We start from the raw sequence: 20,564 nt of genomic DNA, 5'->3' as shown, positions 1-20,564 counted from the left end.
AGCTTTTTATGTTTCCGCACACTTACTTTATCTCGTCACGATCACTGTATGATACCCGTCTTCCCGCAATCTCTGTTCCATACGGACTGCATTTCCCAACTGACGATAAGCACCGGTCTGCACCTTAAATAGCCCGTTTTCATGAAGCAGGAATGACGGATATCCCTTTTCCAGCAATTGATATAACATACGGTCTGCATTTTTTCTGTTCCGGAAGGCACCAGTCTGTACCCGATAATATAAAGGTTCTTCTATTATTTCTTTATCTAAGGTTCCCAAAATTGCATCTGCAATACTTTGTGCGATTTCGTCAAACTTATTATCAAACAACTGATTATCTTTTTCAGAATTGATAAATCCTGTTTCAATAAGAAGAGCCGGCATCCTGGTTTTTCTAAGCACAACAAGTCCCGGTCGCTCTTTTACTCCGATTTCCCTGAAACCAATTTCCCCCAGAGCCCCCAGAATGTTTTCTGCCATCTGATATTTGATTCCACTTTTATCATAAACCAGGACCTCCACACCTGTGTACTTATCCTCACCTGAACTGCTGTTACGATGAAATGAAATAAAATAATCCACCTTCGCCTGATTTGCCAGCTGGGCCTTTTCAAAAGGAGTCTGATAAACATCTGTGGTTCTGGTATATAACACATTAATTCCATTATTTTCCAGAATTTTTCCTACAGCAAGTGCAAGTTTCAGATTGTCATCCTTTTCCTGTCTTCCTTTATATACCGCTCCCGGATCCTGGCCTCCATGGCCTGCATCCAGCATGATTGAATATGCCATAGCCAATAACCTTTCTGACTTTTATCATAATAACTTTTCACTTTAATATATGACACAAAATCCCTCCTGTGAAATTATTTATAAATCATCTTGACTTTTTTGCTTTAAAGCGTTATACTTCAAAAATCAACTACTTTTAATTGATTATTATTTAGGAGGTTATAATATATGAAAAGAAAAGCATTAACAATTACGCTTGCTGCTGTTATGGCAATGGGAACCTGCGCAGTTACAGCCAGTGCTGCAGATGGGGACAAATATACAATCGGTATCTGTCAGCTTGTACAGCATGAAGCACTGGATGCTGCAACTCAGGGATTTAAGGATGAAATTGTAAAAGAACTGGGTGAAGATGCAGTTACCTTTGATGAGCAGAATGCTCAGGGTGATTCCAATACCTGTTCTACTATCATCAACAGTTTTGTATCCAATAACGAGGATCTGATCCTCGCAAACGCTACCGCATCTCTTCAGGCAGCAGCTGCAGGAACCAGTGATATCCCTATTCTTGGTACAGCAGTTACAGAATATGGTGTTGCTTTGGATTTAAAGGACTTTGACGGTACAGTAGGCGGAAATATTTCCGGTACTTCTGACCTTGCTCCGCTGGATGAACAGGCAGCCATGCTCCAGGAGCTTTTCCCTGATGCAAAGAAAGTGGGGCTTCTCTACTGTTCAGCAGAAGCAAATTCCCAGTATCAGGTTGATACTGTAAAAGCTGCATTGGAGGAACTTGGATATACATGTGAATACTATGCTTTCTCCGATTCAAATGACCTGTCTTCTGTTACAACAACAGCAGCTAATGACAGCGATGTTATTTACGTTCCTACAGATAATACCGTTGCTTCCAACACAGAAATCATTAACAATATCTGTCTTCCTGCAAAAGTTCCTGTAATCACAGGAGAAGAGGGAATTTGTGCCGGATGCGGTGTTGCTACTCTTTCTATTAACTATTATGACCTTGGTGTTACAACCGGTAAAATGGCTGTAAAAATCCTGAAAGACGGAGAAGATATCTCTCAGATGCCAATTGAATATGCACCAAACTTCACCAAGGAATATAACAAAGATATCTGTGAAGAGCTTGGAGTTGAAGTCCCGGACGATTATGTAGCAATCGGCGAAGCATCTGACGATAGCACTTCTGAGGAAACTTCTGACGACACTGATGATACAGAAGCAGCAGAATAAAGAAGCAACTCACAAATTAATTAAAAATTGATCAGCGAGAAAGGCTACGTGCCTCTCTCGCTTTTCGCGTTCAACAGGAGGAATAAGTATAATGCAAATAATGACATTAATCGCAGCGCTCCCCGGTGCTGTTGCTCAGGGTCTGATCTGGGGAATCATGGCAATCGGAGTTTATCTGACATTCCGTATTCTTGATATTGCCGATCTTACAGTAGACGGTACTATGTGTACCGGAGGCGCTGTCTGTATCATGATGATGCTGTCAGGACACAATGTCTGGACTGCAATGCTGGCAGCAACAATTGCCGGAATGCTCGCAGGACTTGTAACCGGCATTTTTCACACTTTCATGGGAATACCCGCAATCCTGGCCGGAATCCTGACTCAGTTATCCCTGTATTCCATCAACCTAAAAATCATGGGAAAAGCTAACCAAGCAATTAACGTAGATAAATATAATCTTCTGGTTTCCCTGCGCCATATTAAAAACTCCGATCTGACCAAAAACGCTATCTTTATTGTAGCAGTGATATGTATTGTTCTTATTGCTGTTCTCTACTGGTTCTTTGGTACAGAACTCGGCTGCTCCCTGCGCGCTACGGGATGTAACCCCAACATGTCCCGGGCACAGGGCATAAATACAGATCTGTGCAAAGTTCTCGGTCTTATGATCTCCAATGGTCTTGTAGGACTTTCCAGTGCGCTGCTTGCACAGTATCAGGGATTTGCCGATGTAAATATGGGACGTGGTTCCATCGTTATCGGTCTTGCTGCTGTTATCATCGGTGAGGCAATTTTCGGACGTATTTTCCACAACTTTGCCCTGCGCATGGTAGCTGTAATCCTTGGTTCCATTCTCTATTACCTGGTTCTTCAGGCAGTAATCTGGATGGGCATTGATACAGATCTTCTGAAGATGCTCTCCGCTATCGTAGTTGCCCTCTTCCTTGCATTCCCATACTGGAAGGGCAAATATTTCAACAAACCAGTCAAAAGGGGAGGTAAATAAAAATGCTTGAACTGAAAAATATCTATAAAACCTTTAACCCCGGAACCATTAATGAAAAACGGGCTTTAAACGGGCTGAATCTGAAACTAAACGAAGGAGACTTTGTAACAGTCATCGGTGGAAATGGTGCAGGTAAATCTACTATGCTGAATGCAGTAGCCGGCACTTGGCTGGTAGACGAAGGCCAGATCCTAATCGATAATATTGATGTCACAAAGCTTTCTGAGCACAAACGTGCTGCATATCTTGGCCGTGTATTCCAGGATCCTATGACCGGAACAGCAGCTACCATGGGCATTGAAGAAAATCTGGCCCTTGCCAAGCGTCGCGGCAAATCTCGCCTGCTCCGTCCCGGTATCACCAAAGCTGAACGTACAGAATATAAGGAATTGCTTAAAATCCTAGGACTTGGCCTGGAAGACAGATTAACCTCCAAGGTAGGACTTCTCTCCGGTGGACAGCGTCAGGCATTAACTTTATTAATGGCAACCCTCCAGAAACCAAAGCTTCTTCTTCTGGACGAGCATACTGCAGCGCTTGATCCCAAGACAGCTTCTAAGGTTCTGGAAATCACAGATATGATTGTTAACCGCGATCATCTCACAACCCTGATGATCACCCATAACATGAAAGATGCAATTGCTCATGGCAACCGCCTGATCATGATGATGGAAGGAAAAATCATCCTGGATATTCAGGGTGAAGAAAAGAAAAAACTGACAGTGAAAGATCTCCTGGATCAGTTCGAACAAGCAAGTGGAAAAGAATTCAGTAATGATTCCGCTTTATTAGGATGATAATCTTAATCATTATGCCGTTTCGGCCAGAAACTTCTAAAGTCTCTGGCCGAAACGGCTTTTCTTTTTAGTCTTCTGACACACAGGTAAACTTATGTGTTGCCCTGCTGTAATGATAGATTCTGGAAGTAAGGTAGTCTTCTTTAGGAGTTGCAGATTTTATGGTTTCCTGCAATACCTCTTTCAGATCCTCTGGTTCTACATTCCTGTCATTATGGATCATCACTTCGTGAATACTGGTAAATACCATATAGAAGTCCGACTCCAGAAGTGCCGCCAATCTTTCTGCCACTCCCGGCAAAAATACAGCCACTGCACCATTTGTCTTTTTTGAAGTACTTAAACAGTTTCCCATGGCATCCTTTTTTAATTCATGAATTCCCGTCAGATCCATAAAATTCTCTCCTTCATATTCCGGATCAAAAATCATCTGTTCCCATCTGTAAATTCTGGGAGGACTCATAAGGTAAGTATTCACCAGTGCTTCTTTTATTACTGTATCGCAGTCTCTATTCCATTTTTTCACTATACTCTGGCGAATTTTAGTACTGGTAATGCAGTCATCCTGCTCAGAAACTTTCATATAGAGTACCAGTGCCACATCTCCCAGAGTTCTGTAAACTGCGTCTTTTAATTCATCTTCATATTTTTCTGCATTTAATAATCTGATAAAAAGTCTTTTTTTCGTTTTCTCATAATCCCAAATATCCCTGGTCTTTTCATAAATATCAGCTTTTCTGATTCCTGATATATCTCTGACAATTTCTTCCACAATGTCCTCTATGGTTCTGCCTTCCTGAAACGCTCGAAAAAGCTCCTGGGTATACACTCCGCACATCTCCCAGGCATCCTCATGTTCTGCAAATTTTACTAAAAGCCTGTCACCGCCAATAGCATATTTGCCGCCCTCCCTTTCAAACTTCATATTCTCCCTCGGGATTTCTCCCTTCTGATAAATTTTTTCCTGGAGATCCTCAATAAAGATTTCATAATCCTTCTGCATATAATTTTTCCTTTCTATTATTTTTTTAACTGAATAAAAATTGGAAACATATTCGGGCAGGACGCCCTGATTGAAATTCCCCGACAATTATGTTCAGGGTAAAAAAGAAGGGAGCAGATAGCTCCCTTAAGAGTTGCTGTAGACCAAGTATAAAATACTCTCTGTCATTTGTAAAGTAAAACTCATCGACAAAACCTTACCGAAACAGCTGTCCTTGCAAGGTATTATTCCCTCTTATCTATGGATTTCTCCTTTTTCATATAAATATTCCAAAAAGCCCTCACAGCCTTCCAGTACATCATTATACGTCTTATCAAAATCACCGGTATACCATGGATCTGCTATATCTCTTCCTGACCCGGCAAATGACAGAAGCTTATAAATCTTCCCCTCTGGATCTCCCTTTAACATCCTGTTAAGGTTTCGTATATTGGCGGTATCCATGCCAATAATATAATCCGCCTTATCATAATCTGCTAAAGTAATCTGCTTAGCTCTATGAGGCACTAAAGGGATTCCTACCTCCCTTAATTTGTTTACTGTTCCCCTGTGCGGAGGATTACCAATCTCCTCACGACTTGTTGCAAAACTATCAATTATAAATTGATCGGCTAAGCCCATGGACTTTACCTTGTAGGTAAAGACACTCTCACTTAAAGTTGATCGGCAGATATTGCCGTGGCAGATGAATAAGACTTTAATCAAATCTCTATCTCCTTTCAAAATGCGCTATCCTGCTGCCATTTGCAGCGATTTGCGCGGTGTAAATTCTTCTTTATGTATCGGTCATTTCTGTACAAAAAATGCAAATCTTAGCAAAATATTGCAAGATGTGTACAGCAATCGTAGTAGAAACGTAGTAAAAAGCGGGTGGGATTACTACTAATGATTACTGTAAATATACCATTCTTTGTGGTAATTCAAGATACTCACCTATCTGTTTCGCTAATCCTTTAAGTTCCTTATAAATTGACTTTTTTACGATGAGATAATCCTCTCCAAATAGTTTCCTTGTTAATCCAAACATTGCATCGCAACTTATCAATTCATTCTCCTTTAATACTATTCCTAACTTGTAGTGTGCCATAGCATTCCGAAATCTATCTGATTTCCAGCTCGTATCAATTTTAAAAGTAATTCCTAGCTTTGAATTTATCTGATCAATGACATTTATTAAAGAAAAATACAACAAATATCCAAATCTCAACTTCGTAGGTATTTCATCTTTTACCCATTGTTCAACACCATACAACAAAAAATTAATCTGACATAAAATAGATAATAGAACAAATCTATCACTATACACATTTCCAACTGGCGATTTTATAAAACCTCCATAATCCTGAACATCGAATTTAAAATCGGTATTTACATGATATTTACTCATAGCATTAAACAGTCTAGTATATCTACCACCAATTTCTGTCATTGATTTTATGTACTCTCCATTATTGCCAGTATATGAAAAAAAGGGTGAATAGTATTGGCATAAAATAGTGTTACCACAAATCACTCCATTTACAGAATCAACACCATAAATATCATAAAGATGTAATTTTTTAGCTATAGGTTTACATACACTTCCAAAATAATCATCACTTTTTCGATATGCGTCACCTAATAGATTATATATTTTTTCATAATCCTGTTGCCATAGTTTTATACTATTCCTAATTTGCTCGTAAAACACCTGTTCAGTTTCTTTAAATAAGGGCATCTGAAGCTTACACTTATTCGAATTATTGATTGCTTTCACCCAATCTTCTGCACCATCAATGATAACTCCAAAATATGGCATCATAGACGGAATATAGTTCGATTCATCTGGATTTATATATTTTATAACCGTATAAATATATCTAAGGTCTTGTTGGATTAAGGAAAATGCTGCTTTCTGCACTGGATTTAAGTTTAAACCATCCACACTAGTTCACTCCTAAAAACATGTAATTCTTCTCATATTCCGGTAATTTGCGTAGTACAAAAACTTATGTGACGTTTTACAACAAATTACTTTTAATGATTCTTCAAATACAATTGTTCTTCAATATATTCCTCATATAACTCAATAATATATGTACATGCCTCCGAGATATGATCTAATTTACGTTGTAAATCATTAACAGAAACTTCACGTCCCACTTCTTTTGGAGTTTTATTGCCATGTGCAATATAATTCCTTTTGTCAACCATTTCCTGGATATCTCCTCCAATTTCTGCCCTGGGAAGAATTGCATTATGAATACCAAAAGTTTTTGCGATACTTTCTAATTGTCTATATCGCAGATTCTTCCCATCAGTAGGTATTATTTCATTCGGAATAACAACAACAGGATTCTGAGTTAATTTATCCGAAATATTCCACCTTTTTTCCCACTTATGTTCATTACCTACACCATATATGCTGTCATATTCTGTAGAAAAAATGAGTGCATACAGCTCATATATGCACTCATCAATCTTTACTGATTTGGCATTTAATTCCTCTATCGTTTTCTGAACGACAGTTCTAACTGTTTCCTCATAAATACCATATATATACACATAAAACAATCCCTTGTTAATCGCAGAAAAATCATCACTATCATTTATGTTACTAAGCCATATTCTTAGTTCACATATTTTACGAGTCATTTCTTCCTTTATTTCATCAAACACTTTTATCCCTCAAACTTTTTTCTACAGAACTCAATTCTGCCTATTACTCTCGGTTTCGAATTAGTAGCTCCTGTAATATATTTTAATAATTCTTTATCTTTTAGCCATTCATCCATTCCTGCAGTATTTATTTTTCCATTATTCATGTATGCTAATGCAGCTCCTACTGACACAGCCTCAAAAAGATTAAGTGGTGTATTTTTCCTTCCTTTACTTATGCCATTAGGCAAGGCATCATTCAATATTTTGAATACTGTTCTGAATAATTTATCATTTTCACTATAATTAAATCCTTTATCAGCTTTTGACATATAATTATTCAAGAAATCTTTTACGCTATGCTCAAACGAATCCAAATCATACAAATACGCAAAAAATCTCAAAACAAGTTCCTCTCGTGTACCATCATTTTCTTGACTCTCAGATAAATGCACGCAATTCTTAAAATTAGAATCTTTGGATAGCTCTTTTAAGAAATCATTAAATCCTCCTCGATAAACACAACTACGAATTTCCTGAGGTGTAAGATTTACACCTCCTTTATTCAATCGTTCAAACAAATCAAAACGTACATCTTTATCGCTTTTATCACTCAACGTAGTGACTTTAATACTAGTCAATTTAAACTTATTTTGTACACCTACTGGAAGATCAGAAAATCTCTTATCATTAAAATTGGCTAGTTTTGATAACCCTTTCAGTTTCAAGGGCTCAACTTTTTTTGCATTGACTTTCTCTCGTACACTATCATCTCCTGCAAAACAAATCATTGTACTAAGTCTCTGCACTCCATCAATCACTTCCCAAGTTCCATCCACATTTGTTGCCATGAAAAGACTTGGAACTGGAATTCCCAAGAAAAGAGATTCAACTAAACTTGACTGGCGTTCTTCATCCCATCTAAACTGTCGCTGATATTCTGGCGCTATATTTATCAGCCCATCATTTACCATACTTAACAACTCTTTAACAGATAAGTCGTAGGTATTAAAATCAACTTTCATTTTTTGCTCCATTAATTCTGAATTTAAATCTATCATAATATATTCTCCTCTAACCGTAAAAATATACGTAAATATACTTGTGATTATTATAACATTACTCATTGATTTTTCATAGCATTTTAATCTCCATAGCATTCATGATTATTTCCACACCCTCCTTCCTTATCAGGTTAACCACAAGAAGAAGCTGAGCACCCGCCCAGCTTAAATTCAACTATTCTTCTATATTGCCTTAAACATCCTCTGCGACACCGGCTTCTCCCCTTGCGTCCGTTCCAATTCCTTTCTGGCATTCTGTAGGTCTTCCAGCCTTTTTAATTCATCCTCAGCATCCTCTAGTCCCAAATGCGTGTAGGTGTTAAGTGTAACTCCTATATCACTATGTCCCATAAGATACTGCAGTGTTTTAGGATTCATGCCGGATTTCGCCATATTGCTGCAATACGTGTGCCGGCAAACATGTGGCGTGATATTCGGCATCTGCACCCGATAGATATCGTTGTACCGCTTCACCATATGATTGAATCGATGTTCCCAGTGCATTGCCACCAGTGGCAGGCCTTTGTCATCCAAAAACAGGAAACCGGTATATCCGTCCACCACCTTTTCTACCTTGGGCTTTTCCCTATCCTCTATGATGGCCTGAAAGCATTTTGCGACATCCTCTGTTATCGGAAGTTTTCTCGTTCCGGCAGAAGTCTTTGTTGGCTCAATTACTAAGGTCATATCGGATAACCTCTGAAGCTGGTGGTCTATATTCACAATCCTGTTTTCCAAATTAATATCCTTAATTGTAAGACCACAAAATTCTGAAATTCGCATACCAGTATGGAAAAGTATGTATACCACTTCATAATATTTGCAGTATACATTATCGTCATGAACAAACTTCAGGAATTTACGCATTTGATCTCGCGTTAGCGCTTCTCTGGTAACACTGTCATTCACCACCACGCCGGCAAGTTCAAAGCCAAATGGATTTTTATGAAGCACATCATCATCCACTGCCATTTGAAAAGCCGGCCTTAACACGCCACGCACTGTTTTTACTGTACTATACCTTTTTCCATCCTGCTGTAACTTTATCAGAAACAGCTTCGCATCCGAAGTTTTTACATCGCCTATCTTCTTATAATAAAAATCCTCTTTCTTCATAAGATTTTTCACAAAATTATAATTGGATTTCGTATTCGGCTTGACTCCAATCCTGGTAGATAAATAACGCTCTACCAATTCCTCAACCGTCATACTTCTTCCTTCCGGATGCATTTGTGAATCCAGATCATAACCAATCTGCTTTTCAAGTTCCCTAAGCGATAAGCATGGCTTCTTTCCTGTCGGCAGCTTATCCGTAGGCTCTAATCTCCAACTGTACACAAAATGTGCCTTGCCATCTACATGGTACTTGAATTGGTATTTTCCATCCCATCGAATTGACTCACCTCTACGCAGCACCCGGTGCTTTGAATCTCTTCTGATACCTGACTTTGCCATTTAACATCGCCTCCTTAAATCCGGATTCGCTTCCAGATACTTTGCAAACGCTGTGCGAATTATCATCTTGCGTTCCTTATAGAACACAAGAAAATCCTTCTGCTTATCCAATTTTAATAAATCATAAAACTTCCTACGACTGAGTACAAAATAATCAATCGCTTCGGTGGGTGTGATAATATCCTTTACTCCTGGACTTGGATTTTTCACTCTTCCTCATCCTCCCCTCCGCAACTTAAGTTCACAATATAGTTTTCAAAGCGCTCTCTGATAACAAGGTATCGATTTCCCATATAAATGGCAAATTCTCCTTCGTTATCTTCAGCCAAGCGTCTCATCTTCTTGATGCCAATATTAAAATACTCTGCCGCCTCTTTTATTGTAAGCATATACTTTTCACATATTGGCATAGGTTTCTTTGCTTCTCTCATCGAACATGCCTCCTTTCTTTGCATACCATATATCCCTCTGTCTGCTCAATTAGTCCAGTACTTTTTGGCAGATAAAAACAATTTATATCTCCGAAGATTCATCGATAAATTTCTCAAATTTTGTGCGAATTATCAGATACTTATTTCCACTAAAAACTGCAAAACGATCTGTATTTTCCTCTGCTAGCCTACGTAGCTTTTTTGTCCCTATATTGAAGTACGCAGCTGCTTCCTTAATTGTAAGCGTGTATTTTTCAGGCACCGGAACCACTATCTTTTTCTCATCATCTTCCAAATTAAAAACGCCGGTGTCAGAACAGGTATTGCCATTATCCACGCACCCTTTTGATATGGTGCTGGTTGCACTTACCTGGTCTTTCACCGGCGTTGCTATTTTTCTATTGTTCATTTGAAATATCCTCCTTCCTGCAAATATGTAACCTTTGTATTCGGAGGACTTGTACACTTAAGACAGTTCCTTATTCATCTATTAATTTATAATGAGAATATGCATCCTGCAACGAATCCTGCTCAACGCAACGCTTATACTCATTTTTTATCAAATCCATAACAGCTCGCATGCCAAATTCGTCCAGCTTGAAGAAATCTTCAACACACTGCTTCATTTCTTTTGGATCAGGACCTAACATTCTTTCAACAAGGTCATCTTCATACGCTTTCTGACTTCTATCATTAGAACGTCCCAGCAAATAATCTACTGATACTTGAAAATAAACAGATAACTTATCTAAGGTATCAAAATTAGCTTCTCGTTTTCCAACTTCCCACATAGCAACCGTTCCTTTTGAAAGTCCCATTGCATCTGCCAACTCAATCTGTGTTATTCCTTTTTCTTTGCGCAATTCTTTAATACGTTCTGAAAAACTCATGTGCTTATACCACCTTTCGTTTATTATAGTATCACGAAATCTAAGAATGTGCAATACTATTTTACAACTTTTCTTAGTTTTTCTAAGATTTTATATTGTATTTTCTCACGTAACATGGTAGTATATACATAAACGAGGTTGCTTTTCTTATAAAAAATAAGCAAATTCATTCTTATAATATGTGAGAAAGGAGGTATTCTCATGGCGATTACACCAACTATGATGACAATTCGCGAAATTGCCAAAACAGGACTTTTATCGGAGCACGCATTAAGACTTCTATTAAAAGAAGGAAAGCTCCCGGCTATCTATGTTGGAAACAAAGCGCTCATTAACTACGACAAGTTATGCGAGCAGCTTCACAACTTAGATGCCGAAAATGCATTGAAACCAGAAAACAACAGCCAATAGGAGGAATTACAATGGAAAACACATGCATGTTAACCATGTATTATGCTGACTGTACCGGGAACTCCAAGAACAACAAATATTCTCACCGAATAGATGTTGTAGATACCGCTTCCCTTATGGAATGCGTAAGTCACGATTATGTCTGTGCAGAATTTTCAAATTATCGCCGCAGCAATGCTAACTTTATAACAAGCAATTGTGCCGGCTTCGATATCGATAACGAATTTTCTGACAATCCAAATGACTGGATTACTGCCGAAAAAATTGCACAGGAATTCGAACCTGTGACTTATGCCATCCATTACAGTCGCAACCATATTAAGTGCAAAGGCAGCCAATCGGCTCGTCCAAGATTTCATATTATATTTGCAACAGACACTATCATTTCTGCTGCAGAACACAAACAATTAAAAGAGCAACTTAGTAAATATTTTCCTTTTGTTGATCCAAATGCTGTAGACGCATCCAGGTTTTTCTTCGGGACGACATCTCCTGATGTAGAATTTCATGCCGGCACTATGTCGTTAAATGCTTTTCTCGTAGAAAATGACGATAGCTGGTGCAGAGATTTGGAAAATATCCCAGAAGGCCAGCGCAACGCAACCTTATCTCATACAGCAGGTATATTGATAAAGCGTTATGGTGCTACAGAAGAGGCAAAGCGATTATTTCTGGCCGAGGTAGACAAATGCAGCTCTCCTCTTCCCCAAGAGGAAATCGACCACATTTGGGACAGCGCATGTAACTTTGGAAAGCAGATTGCAAAGCAAGAGGATTATATTCCACCAGAGATTTACAACTTTAAACCCTCTCTTATTCCGAATGATTTTTCAGATGTCGGTCAGGCAGAAATCTTGAGTAGGGAGCATGAAAATGAACTGGTTTTTACCACAGCAACAGGCTACCTTAGGTATAACGGCATCCTCTGGGAAGCATCCGACGAAAAGGCCCAAGCTGTTGTTCAAGACCTAACAACTTCACAACTTGATGATGCAGAAGGCTATCGTCTGAAAGCAATGGAGCTAATGAAGCAAAATGGTGCTTTATCGATTCTTGCCAGTATGAGCAAATCTAAAGCACTTAACCTTTTTACTCCGGAGCAAAAGTATTCATACAATATGTTTGAAGAGGCTATGAATTACAAAAACTTTGTAATAAAGCGTCGTGATTCCAAATACATTTCTTCTGCATTAAAAGAAGCCCGACCAATGTTGTTAAAGGCCCCGGAAGATTTAGATGCAAATGCTGATGATCTGAATACACCAACTGCAATTTATCATCTTCCGGATGGTATCGCAGGTGCAAGGCCCCATGAAGCCAGTGATCTCATGACAAAGGTTACTGCTGTCTCACCGGATAATAACGGAAATGAGATTTGGATGGATGCACTAAACAAATTCTTCTGCAATGACACAGAGCTTATCCAATATGTACAGATGATTGTTGGCCTTGCTGCTATCGGGAAAGTATATGTAGAAGCCTTGATTATTGCATATGGGGAAGGCCGGAATGGTAAATCTACCTTCTGGAATACCATAGCAAAAGTCATGGGAACATACAGCGGTAACATTTCCGCTGACGCACTCACTGTTGGCTGTCGTAGGAATGTAAAACCGGAGCTTGCTGAAACAAAAGGAAAACGCATTCTTATTGCATCCGAGTTAGAAGAAGGTACACGCCTTAATACAGCAACAATCAAACAGCTATGCTCTACCGACCAGATATATGGTGAAAAGAAATATAAAGATCCACTTAGTTTCACACCGAGTCATCTTACTGTTCTTTATACCAATCATCTTCCAAAGGTAGGTGCTACCGATCCCGGTACTTGGCGTAGGTTGATTGTTATTCCTTTCAACGCAAAGATTGAAGGCAAATCTGATATTAAGAATTATGCTGATTATCTTTTTGAAAATGCCGGAGGGGCAGTTCTCACCTGGATTATTGAAGGTGCCAAAATGGTATATCAGAATAACTTTCAGATTGATCCACCGGAATGTGTGCAGAATGCAATCAAAGCATATCGGGAAGAAAATGACTGGCTTGATGATTTCTTATGTGAATGTTGTGAAATCGATGACAGTTATAAAGAAAAATCCGGTGAGCTGTATTCCTCTTATCGTGGTCACTGCATGAATACAGGAGAGTATATCAGGGGAACAGCAGACTTTTATGCCGCAATTGAACATGCAGGTTTTGAGCGTAAACGCGATAAATCCGGAAGGTATGTGAAAGGACTTCGTTTAAAATCCATTTTTGCAGCATAACATCCATTTCATATGTGGTGTCAGTCGGTGACACTCTTATATACAACTTTTCTTATAAGAGAAAAATTTATTGTATATAAAAAGTTATGTAATTGACCGTCATAGAGCGACACCCAAAATTGGATGCACCTTATAAGGAAGGAGGAAACCGTTTGATTGACGAAAATTTAAAGCGATATCTGTGGACTGGATTAGATTATGAGCGTTATGAAGTAATCAAGATCATTCCTCAAACCATGAATTTTGCAGCCATCGTTATGAAAAGCCGCAATACCACAGATACGCCCTGGTGTCTGAAATACTGTGGTACGGGCCACTATTTTGACACTTACGAAGAATTACAGAGTTTTTACTTTGATCATTTTAAGAAAAGATTGGAGGATTGATACAATGTCTCAACCATGTTATGCGTCCTGCTTCGTTCCAAGTAATTTGGAAACAGCACACTACGATGTAATATCACTCATGGCTACACCGCAAGGACGCCCTGTTGCTATTATGAGAAGTAAATCACCATCAGATTATTGTTGGTGTATCTTACGTGGATTTTCCACCATATTCTTTACAAGCAGATCAGACGCAGAAAGTTATTGTAACAAGCATCATTTCACAGATTTTAGAGGAGGTAGAAATCATGAGTAAGTTTATTTTTCCATTACAGATGTCAGCAACCGACGGAAAGTATCACAATTATTTTGGAGAATTCAGTGAGGATTCTCTCATAAAAGATGGCAGCTACGAATTTGGTATTTCAGAATGTCGTAGTGGTCTGTTCCATCTTGAAGGCTTATCACAGGAAAAGGTTCCTGCTGCCAAACATCTGCAGATAATCTGTCCGCACCACTGTCAGCACGAACTTGAAGCAATCAACCGTAACACACTAATCTGTAGCCAGTGCGATCCAAGACTGGCCCATATTGAAGGAGGTATGTAATATGTTAACATCCAGCGATTATAATTACGAATTTAGCAATGCTATCCGGAACAAAAAAAGAAATGAGAAAATTTTATCTGAAGGATATGACAAGGGCTCCGACAGCTATATGTTTCCTTCTGGCAGTTTCAACGACTTTTCAGATGCTGTTGAAAAAGAAAACTTATTCCGCAGACTTGGAACTGTTCTTCATGCCCCAACCAAAGAAGGTCTCATCCAAACAGTATTCTCTACTGCTAATGCAGCCATTGTAGATGAATCTACTGCCTTTCCAGAGGATAACGATTCTTTTGACAAAGCATCTTTTTCTTCTTACAAGGTAGCTGCTGTATCAAAATTAAATAACCGATTCATTGAGGATATGCACTTCAATGTAGAAAAGTATTTAACAAATGAATTTGCTCGCAGATTTGGCAGAGCCGAAGAACAGGTTTTCATCAACGGAACAGGCGTAAACGAGCCAACAGGCCTTTTAATAACCGCCGAGACAGGACGTTCTATTGATACTGCCGATAGTTTATCTTATGATGATATTATCGCATTATACTTTGCCACCAAGCCTGAATTCAGGAAGAATGGCGTCTGGTTAATGAATGACAATACAGCATTAACCCTCAGAACATTAAAAGACAAGGATGGCAATTATCTGTGGCGTCAGTCAGATGACACGATTTTAAGCAGGCCAGTGATTATATCTCCCTATATGCCGGATATAGCAGACAGCAGCGTTCCTGTTGCATTTGGAGATCTGTCCTACTTCTGGATATTAGAGCGACAGCCCCTTTCTGTGAAAGTCTTGACAGAACTGTATGCCCGCGAAAATCTGACCGGATACGCAGCTTATGAGCGTATCGATGGCAAGCTCATCCGTCCAGAAGCCGTACAGCTTCTTAAGATAAAATAGTACAGGGCATCTCTGTGAAACCCTGCACCAAAGAATATCATTATTTTATGCTTTGCGAAATGCTGAATTTCCAGAAAGATTTTGAAGAAGAATCCGGCGAGCATTCTTGCTATCGTCTCCGATAAATCCCAAGCGTAAAAGAAAACATCGGAATGCGTATTTTTCATTCTCAACTTCTTTATCCGTCAGTGATACTCGTTTTAGCTTTATTGCTAATTCGCACAGTTTGGAAATAAATTCTGTATAAGCATTTACCGCATCCGGCTCAGACGCAAGTGGAAACCAGGGAAATGAAACCTGATTCTCGGTAATAACAACCTCCAACTGCTCTGTCAGGAATGCGTGTTTAAAAAGTGTTTGCTTCCCTTCTATCAACTTCTGCAAATTTTCCAGCTTATCATCCTTGAATATTTTCCTCGAAACTGATATAATCAGTCCATCTTCTTCGACATTTTCTTCTTCCATCTGCTCTGATTGTTGTATAGGCTCGCCTTTGTAAAACCGTTCTAAAACCAATTCCAACTTACTTTCTGTCATATTCTCAGATGCATGGAACACTCCATTTTTATCCAGAACGTTGCTTCCAATCAAGTAATCAAACTTGGGTGTTCTGGTGTACTTTACCGGCATTCCAAGTAATTCACCTATGGCATAAGCCAGCTTCTTTCGTTCCTCACCTTTAACCCTAAAATCAATTTCCGTAATCATCGCACATACCACCTTTCTTTTTGGTATGTACATATATCACTCTAACGGGCAAATTAGTCAACACAATATTTGAAAAAGAGCTACCCTATTTCAAGGCAGCCCTACTTTTACACGAAACAACAATACTATTCGCGCACATTATTTTGAATTTCAGCCTTAATTCCAGCCAATTTAACCGCTAAAATCCTGCAAAGGCAATACCCCCTATGCAATTTCGCGAAAATCTGCGTGAGAGGGGGCATCGGTCTTTAGGGAAAATAGTGGTAGAGATTTAGGCCGCCCCTCTGCCTCTTATACTTTTACTCGTAAGTTCCATCTAGTAATCTATACATTTTTTTGATATGATAAACTTGATCAAACTTTTAGGAGGATATTGATAATATGGAAGCACGTCTAGAAGCATATTGTACAGCAATTAAAGAAATAATAAAAAATAACAAAGATCCTCAAACAATTAACAGTGAATTAACAACCGAAACAATTCATATTGAGATTGACAAAGTACCTATTGAAGATCGAGTTACTATTTCAAATTATGCCTTAAAATTGTTATCTAAAGAGCAACGAAAAGAATTGGCTAAGGCTCTCATCGAGGAACAAGTTGTCAAACAACGAAATTTACTATCACACTGGAGCACGCTTACAGCCCAATCATCAATGATTGATACAGGTTACATTGCACAGCACCTTGTATCTTTACAGACTCAAATTGCAGGCCAAGGCATGCGCGGTAAAGGCGATGATTTATGTGATGGTTCAGAAGTAAAAGGGGCTAATTTTCTAGATTCATTAGATAAAGCAGGCGCTACTGCTCCTAGATGGAATTTTACAGCCGTAACACCTGAAATTATGGAACGTTTCCTTGAATACAAAGCTATTTTTCTTCTTTCTATTGATTTGAACCCGGAAAAAAACTATCGAATTCGAATTTGGAAAGTTAATATTCAGGAACACCAAATTTTACGGGCACGCTATATTGAATGGATGAACAAACTTGGTTATCCCAAATTTGCTGATACAACCAAAAAGCCAAGTGTTAATTTCCAATTGTTCCCTCCTAAAAACGGAACGAATCAAAACTATGCTCGTCACGGTAACGGAAAAGAAAATGGTTTTTCAAAATTACAAATTCCACTAGAAAACACACCTGGCTCTGAATTAATATTTAAGGCTGAAATTGTCAATAATGAAGTTATAATTAGTAAATTCTAAAGGAGGTATAAATGAAGGTATCAGAATTAATCGATATTCTACACACTTTTGATACTAATTCAGATGTAATAATATATGATGATTCAACAGATAGAACTTATGAAATCGGTTGTGTCGATACCGACGATAACGATTCTTCTGATGAAGATTCAAATGTTGTAATTTTTATTTAAGAGACTATACATGAAGCTACCATAAAAATGGTAGCTTCGTCATCAGATTAGTATATATTTTCTAACAACAATTGTTGTTCTAAAATAGCATTTTCACCAATATAAATTTCTTCAATTGCCTTTTTTATTTTTTCTCCCATCATTTTCATCTCTTTGATTTGTTTTTCACCTACCGGAACTGGAATCAATATGTCACCCAATTGTTCTCTTTTAATTCTGCTATGTGAAGATGATGTTCCAGAAGTCATGCTTTCTATTTGAACTTTTACACTGTTCGTTCGCAAGATAAAACACAATGTGTATGCATCAATATCTCCTATTGGTTTGATTATTTCGAATTCATTTGAGCACACTAAGTTATATTCTTTTTCAGGAACAACAGCCATTCTAGGTATTCTAGGATTCAGCTTCGAAAATATCAGATCTCCTTTTATACAACTTCTTCCCTTTGAAATAGGCTCAAACTTCTCAACTTCGCTAAAATTAATAGTACAATTATCATTAACATGTAAAATACTAATGTGCTTAATCGACTCCGACACCATATAGCTTTTTCTTGAAGTTGTAACAAACTCAACAACATCAGACAGTTTTTTTACCTCATACCCAGCTATTCCGATTTTTTTCATATTCTCTACAGTTTTAAATCTTCCTGCAGCATAAAAACTAGGTTTAATTACATCATCGGTCAATTCATCCATTGACACTTGCGTAACCGAGGGATTCTCCAACAAAATTTTCGCACAATTTTTATTATTGCAAAGAATGGATGCAATATCCAGCATATCATTTTTTCCCTTTGAAATTTTAACCGGAACACCCATTTTTTCTTTTACAATATAACCTAAGTCTGCACATATAGCCATAAACATTTTATTATCAGCAACTGTTTTCTTTTTCTGCAAATACAATACACAAGTATTTGTCCTTGTCCCTGCCTGTGCAAATGTAACAGATGGCAACTCATATACACCTTTAATCGTAACACTTTTTAATATTGCTTCCCTATATAATGAATTTAATCCTTTGGATGCAAAAACTGAATCCGGCAAAACAATAGCCATATATCCGTTTTCCTTAAGAAGAGCAATGCATTTATCTAGCATTAACAATTCTGACGATATATTATTAACTGATATATCCATTTCATTAAGGATAGGGTATTCTTCCATATTCAATTGGGAGATTTCATATTCGGCGCCAAATGGAGGATTAGTAAATATCATATTTACATTTCCAATATATGAATTTATCGTACTCTCCCCTATAATACTATTTCCAATTTTAATATTGGACATATTGCAGCCTAGTAATAATGCATTTATCTTTGACAAACGGACCATTCTCTCAACTTTATCTTGTCCAATCATTCCACTTCTTCTAAAATTTTCAATATACTTTTCTTTCTTTTTACTATTAGATATTTTCTTTTCAATATATCTAGTAAAATGATTAGCACTTTCTATCAAAAGTGTACCTACACCACATGTTGGATCCATTATTGTGAATTCTTTCAATACATCATCAGTAAAATATCCGTCTTTTTCCATGTCGCTAAATATGACATCTAATATTGGTTCTGAAATCTCATACGGTGTCATATACTGAGCATCTTCTTTATTATTTCTAAAATTTTCTCTCACAAAATGTCCAAAGCACTCATTTATTATATCGAAGTCAGAATATCTATGACTTTCTAATAAATGTATAAAATCTATTTTTTCTATTTCACTAATTAATTTCTCAGCAAATTCATTTTCGTTTGATTGTAAACATAAAGTTGGATTTGCACCAAAAATATTGGTTCCATCATCATTATAAAAAATTTTATCCTCAGCTTCTCTTTCAAATAATCTAATTAAGCCGTCTGCAATATTGTTTTCATTCCCAGTTAATTCTAATGCCATTTTTCTTATATATTGAAGTGAAAATTTTTCTCCTTTAGATGCTAATTCATAATTAATAGCAATCAATTTTATAATCTCATCTAGTTTCGCATTTGAATCATCAATTCTTCCATAGCTATGAAAATATTCTCTCAAATTTAGAAGTATTTCATAAAACATTGAATAACTTACTCCTGAATTCATTTTGTTCCTCCTAATAAAGTTCTTGATATAAACATAACATATTGCAACAAAAAAATCAAGATACGTATCTTAATTTCAGATATGCATCTTGATTTCTATGTATCATTAACTAGTACGTATAAATACCGTAGTCCTCAACTTATCACTCCACCACAATTTGCCCCGCTTTATCGCACTTCATCGCCACTTATAACTGTATCCAAAGCCCTGCCGTGGCATACGAAAAGTACTCGAATCATTGTTTTTTCTCCTCTCAAATTGCCTTGAAATTCCGTATTTTGCAAGGTTTTATCAGCATTTCAAGGTATCGTAGTTTTCTTCTCATTTACTACATTTTTTGCAAAAAAGTGCAAAATGAAGCAAATCACTTCCGTCTGTAGTAGTCAAATCGTAGTCAGTTTAGGGGGTGCAGACTACTGCTCAAACAAATTTCCCAATGCTCTTTTTCATGTCATTTGCAAAATCTATAAATTCCTTGGAATTTTTCCCATAGTCATCTTTTATTGTTTTTCCCTGATATTTTCTGTATAGTTCTTCCAAAACGTTTTCCTTTCATATTCTGAACTTTTGAAATGATGTCGCCATTGATA

General features: G+C 37.6%; 23 protein-coding genes. 10 read left to right on the top strand and 13 right to left on the bottom strand.

Going from position 1 to position 20,564, the window contains the following annotated elements; all coding sequences use genetic code 11:
- Positions 1–27: 27 nt before the first annotated feature.
- Entirely contained in the window at positions 28–792 is a 765-nt protein-coding gene (locus ACTNC6_RS13070) for an N-acetylmuramoyl-L-alanine amidase (RefSeq protein ID WP_441035744.1), read from the bottom strand.
- 168 nt (positions 793–960) lie between these two features.
- On the opposite strand from ACTNC6_RS13070, the gene ACTNC6_RS13065 reads away from it, so the two are divergent.
- The 3 genes from ACTNC6_RS13065 (at position 961) to ACTNC6_RS13055 (ending at position 3,795) form a co-directional block, all read left to right on the top strand.
- Complete coding sequence (locus ACTNC6_RS13065) at positions 961–1,989, top strand: ABC transporter substrate-binding protein (RefSeq protein ID WP_441044306.1); 1,029 nt, start codon at positions 961–963, stop codon at positions 1,987–1,989.
- A 91-nt stretch (positions 1,990–2,080) separates the two neighbouring features.
- Positions 2,081–2,998 carry an ABC transporter permease gene (locus ACTNC6_RS13060; protein WP_019162144.1) on the top strand — a complete coding sequence of 306 codons (918 nt, stop codon included), beginning with the start codon at positions 2,081–2,083 and terminating at the stop codon, positions 2,996–2,998.
- Between the two features lie 2 nt (positions 2,999–3,000).
- Positions 3,001–3,795 carry an ABC transporter ATP-binding protein gene (locus ACTNC6_RS13055; protein ID WP_303243077.1) on the top strand — a complete coding sequence of 265 codons (795 nt, stop codon included), beginning with the start codon at positions 3,001–3,003 and terminating at the stop codon, positions 3,793–3,795.
- A gap of 67 nt (positions 3,796–3,862) precedes the next feature.
- Here the strand turns inward: ACTNC6_RS13055 and ACTNC6_RS13050 are convergent, their stop codons facing one another.
- The 10 genes from ACTNC6_RS13050 to ACTNC6_RS13005 form a co-directional block, all read right to left on the bottom strand.
- Positions 3,863–4,798: a DUF5688 family protein gene (locus tag ACTNC6_RS13050; RefSeq protein ID WP_441044305.1), complete on the bottom strand. Its 936-nt coding sequence runs from the start codon at positions 4,796–4,798 to the stop codon at positions 3,863–3,865.
- Between the two features lie 234 nt (positions 4,799–5,032).
- On the bottom strand, positions 5,033–5,503 hold the full coding sequence (locus ACTNC6_RS13045; RefSeq protein ID WP_441044328.1) for a low molecular weight protein-tyrosine-phosphatase: 471 nt from the start codon (positions 5,501–5,503) through the stop codon (positions 5,033–5,035).
- A 184-nt stretch (positions 5,504–5,687) separates the two neighbouring features.
- Entirely contained in the window at positions 5,688–6,722 is a 1,035-nt protein-coding gene (locus tag ACTNC6_RS13040; RefSeq protein ID WP_441044304.1) for a hypothetical protein, read from the bottom strand.
- 92 nt (positions 6,723–6,814) lie between these two features.
- A complete protein-coding gene (locus ACTNC6_RS13035; protein ID WP_187566369.1) occupies positions 6,815–7,456 on the bottom strand; it encodes an MAE_28990/MAE_18760 family HEPN-like nuclease in 642 nt (213 codons plus the stop codon).
- A 2-nt stretch (positions 7,457–7,458) separates the two neighbouring features.
- Positions 7,459–8,496, bottom strand: coding sequence for a DUF262 domain-containing protein (locus tag ACTNC6_RS13030; protein ID WP_187566370.1), 1,038 nt, complete (start codon positions 8,494–8,496; stop codon positions 7,459–7,461).
- Between the two features lie 186 nt (positions 8,497–8,682).
- Positions 8,683–9,954: a tyrosine-type recombinase/integrase gene (locus ACTNC6_RS13025; RefSeq protein WP_441044303.1), complete on the bottom strand. Its 1,272-nt coding sequence runs from the start codon at positions 9,952–9,954 to the stop codon at positions 8,683–8,685.
- Positions 9,955–10,164 (bottom strand): DNA-binding protein, encoded by a 210-nt coding sequence (locus ACTNC6_RS13020; protein ID WP_441044302.1) that lies wholly within the window; start codon positions 10,162–10,164, stop codon positions 9,955–9,957.
- Positions 10,161–10,385 (bottom strand): excisionase, encoded by a 225-nt coding sequence (locus ACTNC6_RS13015; protein WP_187566373.1) that lies wholly within the window; start codon positions 10,383–10,385, stop codon positions 10,161–10,163. The genes ACTNC6_RS13020 and ACTNC6_RS13015 overlap by 4 nt, the downstream gene beginning before the upstream one ends.
- 82 nt (positions 10,386–10,467) lie before the next feature.
- Complete coding sequence (locus ACTNC6_RS13010) at positions 10,468–10,680, bottom strand: excisionase (RefSeq protein ID WP_441044327.1); 213 nt, start codon at positions 10,678–10,680, stop codon at positions 10,468–10,470.
- A 184-nt stretch (positions 10,681–10,864) separates the two neighbouring features.
- Entirely contained in the window at positions 10,865–11,275 is a 411-nt protein-coding gene (locus ACTNC6_RS13005; RefSeq protein ID WP_441044301.1) for a helix-turn-helix domain-containing protein, read from the bottom strand.
- 201 nt (positions 11,276–11,476) lie between these two features.
- Here ACTNC6_RS13005 and ACTNC6_RS13000 point away from each other — a divergent pair, with 201 nt between their 5' ends.
- The 5 genes from ACTNC6_RS13000 to ACTNC6_RS12980 all read left to right on the top strand — a co-directional run bounded on the left by ACTNC6_RS13000 (position 11,477) and on the right by ACTNC6_RS12980 (position 15,791).
- The gene (locus ACTNC6_RS13000) at positions 11,477–11,686 is read left to right on the top strand and encodes a hypothetical protein (RefSeq protein WP_441044300.1); all 210 of its coding nucleotides are present in this window, start codon (positions 11,477–11,479) and stop codon (positions 11,684–11,686) included.
- An 11-nt stretch (positions 11,687–11,697) separates the two neighbouring features.
- A complete protein-coding gene (locus ACTNC6_RS12995; protein WP_441044299.1) occupies positions 11,698–13,953 on the top strand; it encodes a phage/plasmid primase, P4 family in 2,256 nt (751 codons plus the stop codon).
- 152 nt (positions 13,954–14,105) lie between these two features.
- Positions 14,106–14,339 carry a hypothetical protein gene (locus ACTNC6_RS12990; RefSeq protein ID WP_441044298.1) on the top strand — a complete coding sequence of 78 codons (234 nt, stop codon included), beginning with the start codon at positions 14,106–14,108 and terminating at the stop codon, positions 14,337–14,339.
- 248 nt (positions 14,340–14,587) lie between these two features.
- The gene (locus ACTNC6_RS12985) at positions 14,588–14,887 is read left to right on the top strand and encodes a hypothetical protein (protein WP_441044297.1); all 300 of its coding nucleotides are present in this window, start codon (positions 14,588–14,590) and stop codon (positions 14,885–14,887) included.
- Position 14,888: 1 nt separating this feature from the next.
- Positions 14,889–15,791 (top strand): phage major capsid protein, encoded by a 903-nt coding sequence (locus tag ACTNC6_RS12980; protein WP_441044296.1) that lies wholly within the window; start codon positions 14,889–14,891, stop codon positions 15,789–15,791.
- Positions 15,792–15,836: 45 nt separating this feature from the next.
- On the opposite strand, the gene ACTNC6_RS12975 is transcribed toward ACTNC6_RS12980, so the two are convergent.
- Positions 15,837–16,499 (bottom strand): hypothetical protein, encoded by a 663-nt coding sequence (locus tag ACTNC6_RS12975; protein WP_441044295.1) that lies wholly within the window; start codon positions 16,497–16,499, stop codon positions 15,837–15,839.
- A 381-nt stretch (positions 16,500–16,880) separates the two neighbouring features.
- Between ACTNC6_RS12975 and ACTNC6_RS12970 the strand changes: the two genes are divergently transcribed.
- A complete protein-coding gene (locus tag ACTNC6_RS12970) occupies positions 16,881–17,711 on the top strand; it encodes a MamI family restriction endonuclease (RefSeq protein WP_441044294.1) in 831 nt (276 codons plus the stop codon).
- A gap of 11 nt (positions 17,712–17,722) precedes the next feature.
- Positions 17,723–17,884 carry a hypothetical protein gene (locus tag ACTNC6_RS12965; protein ID WP_441044293.1) on the top strand — a complete coding sequence of 54 codons (162 nt, stop codon included), beginning with the start codon at positions 17,723–17,725 and terminating at the stop codon, positions 17,882–17,884.
- Positions 17,885–17,931: 47 nt separating this feature from the next.
- Here ACTNC6_RS12965 and ACTNC6_RS12960 read toward each other — a convergent pair whose 3' ends face one another.
- Complete coding sequence (locus ACTNC6_RS12960) at positions 17,932–19,974, bottom strand: N-6 DNA methylase (RefSeq protein WP_441044291.1); 2,043 nt, start codon at positions 19,972–19,974, stop codon at positions 17,932–17,934.
- Positions 19,975–20,564 lie beyond the last annotated feature (590 nt).

The organism is Blautia sp. HCP3S3_C4 (genome assembly GCF_052064095.1).
Classification (GTDB): Bacteria; Bacillota; Clostridia; order Lachnospirales; family Lachnospiraceae; genus Blautia_A.
This window is presented reverse-complemented; position numbering and strand designations above follow the sequence as displayed.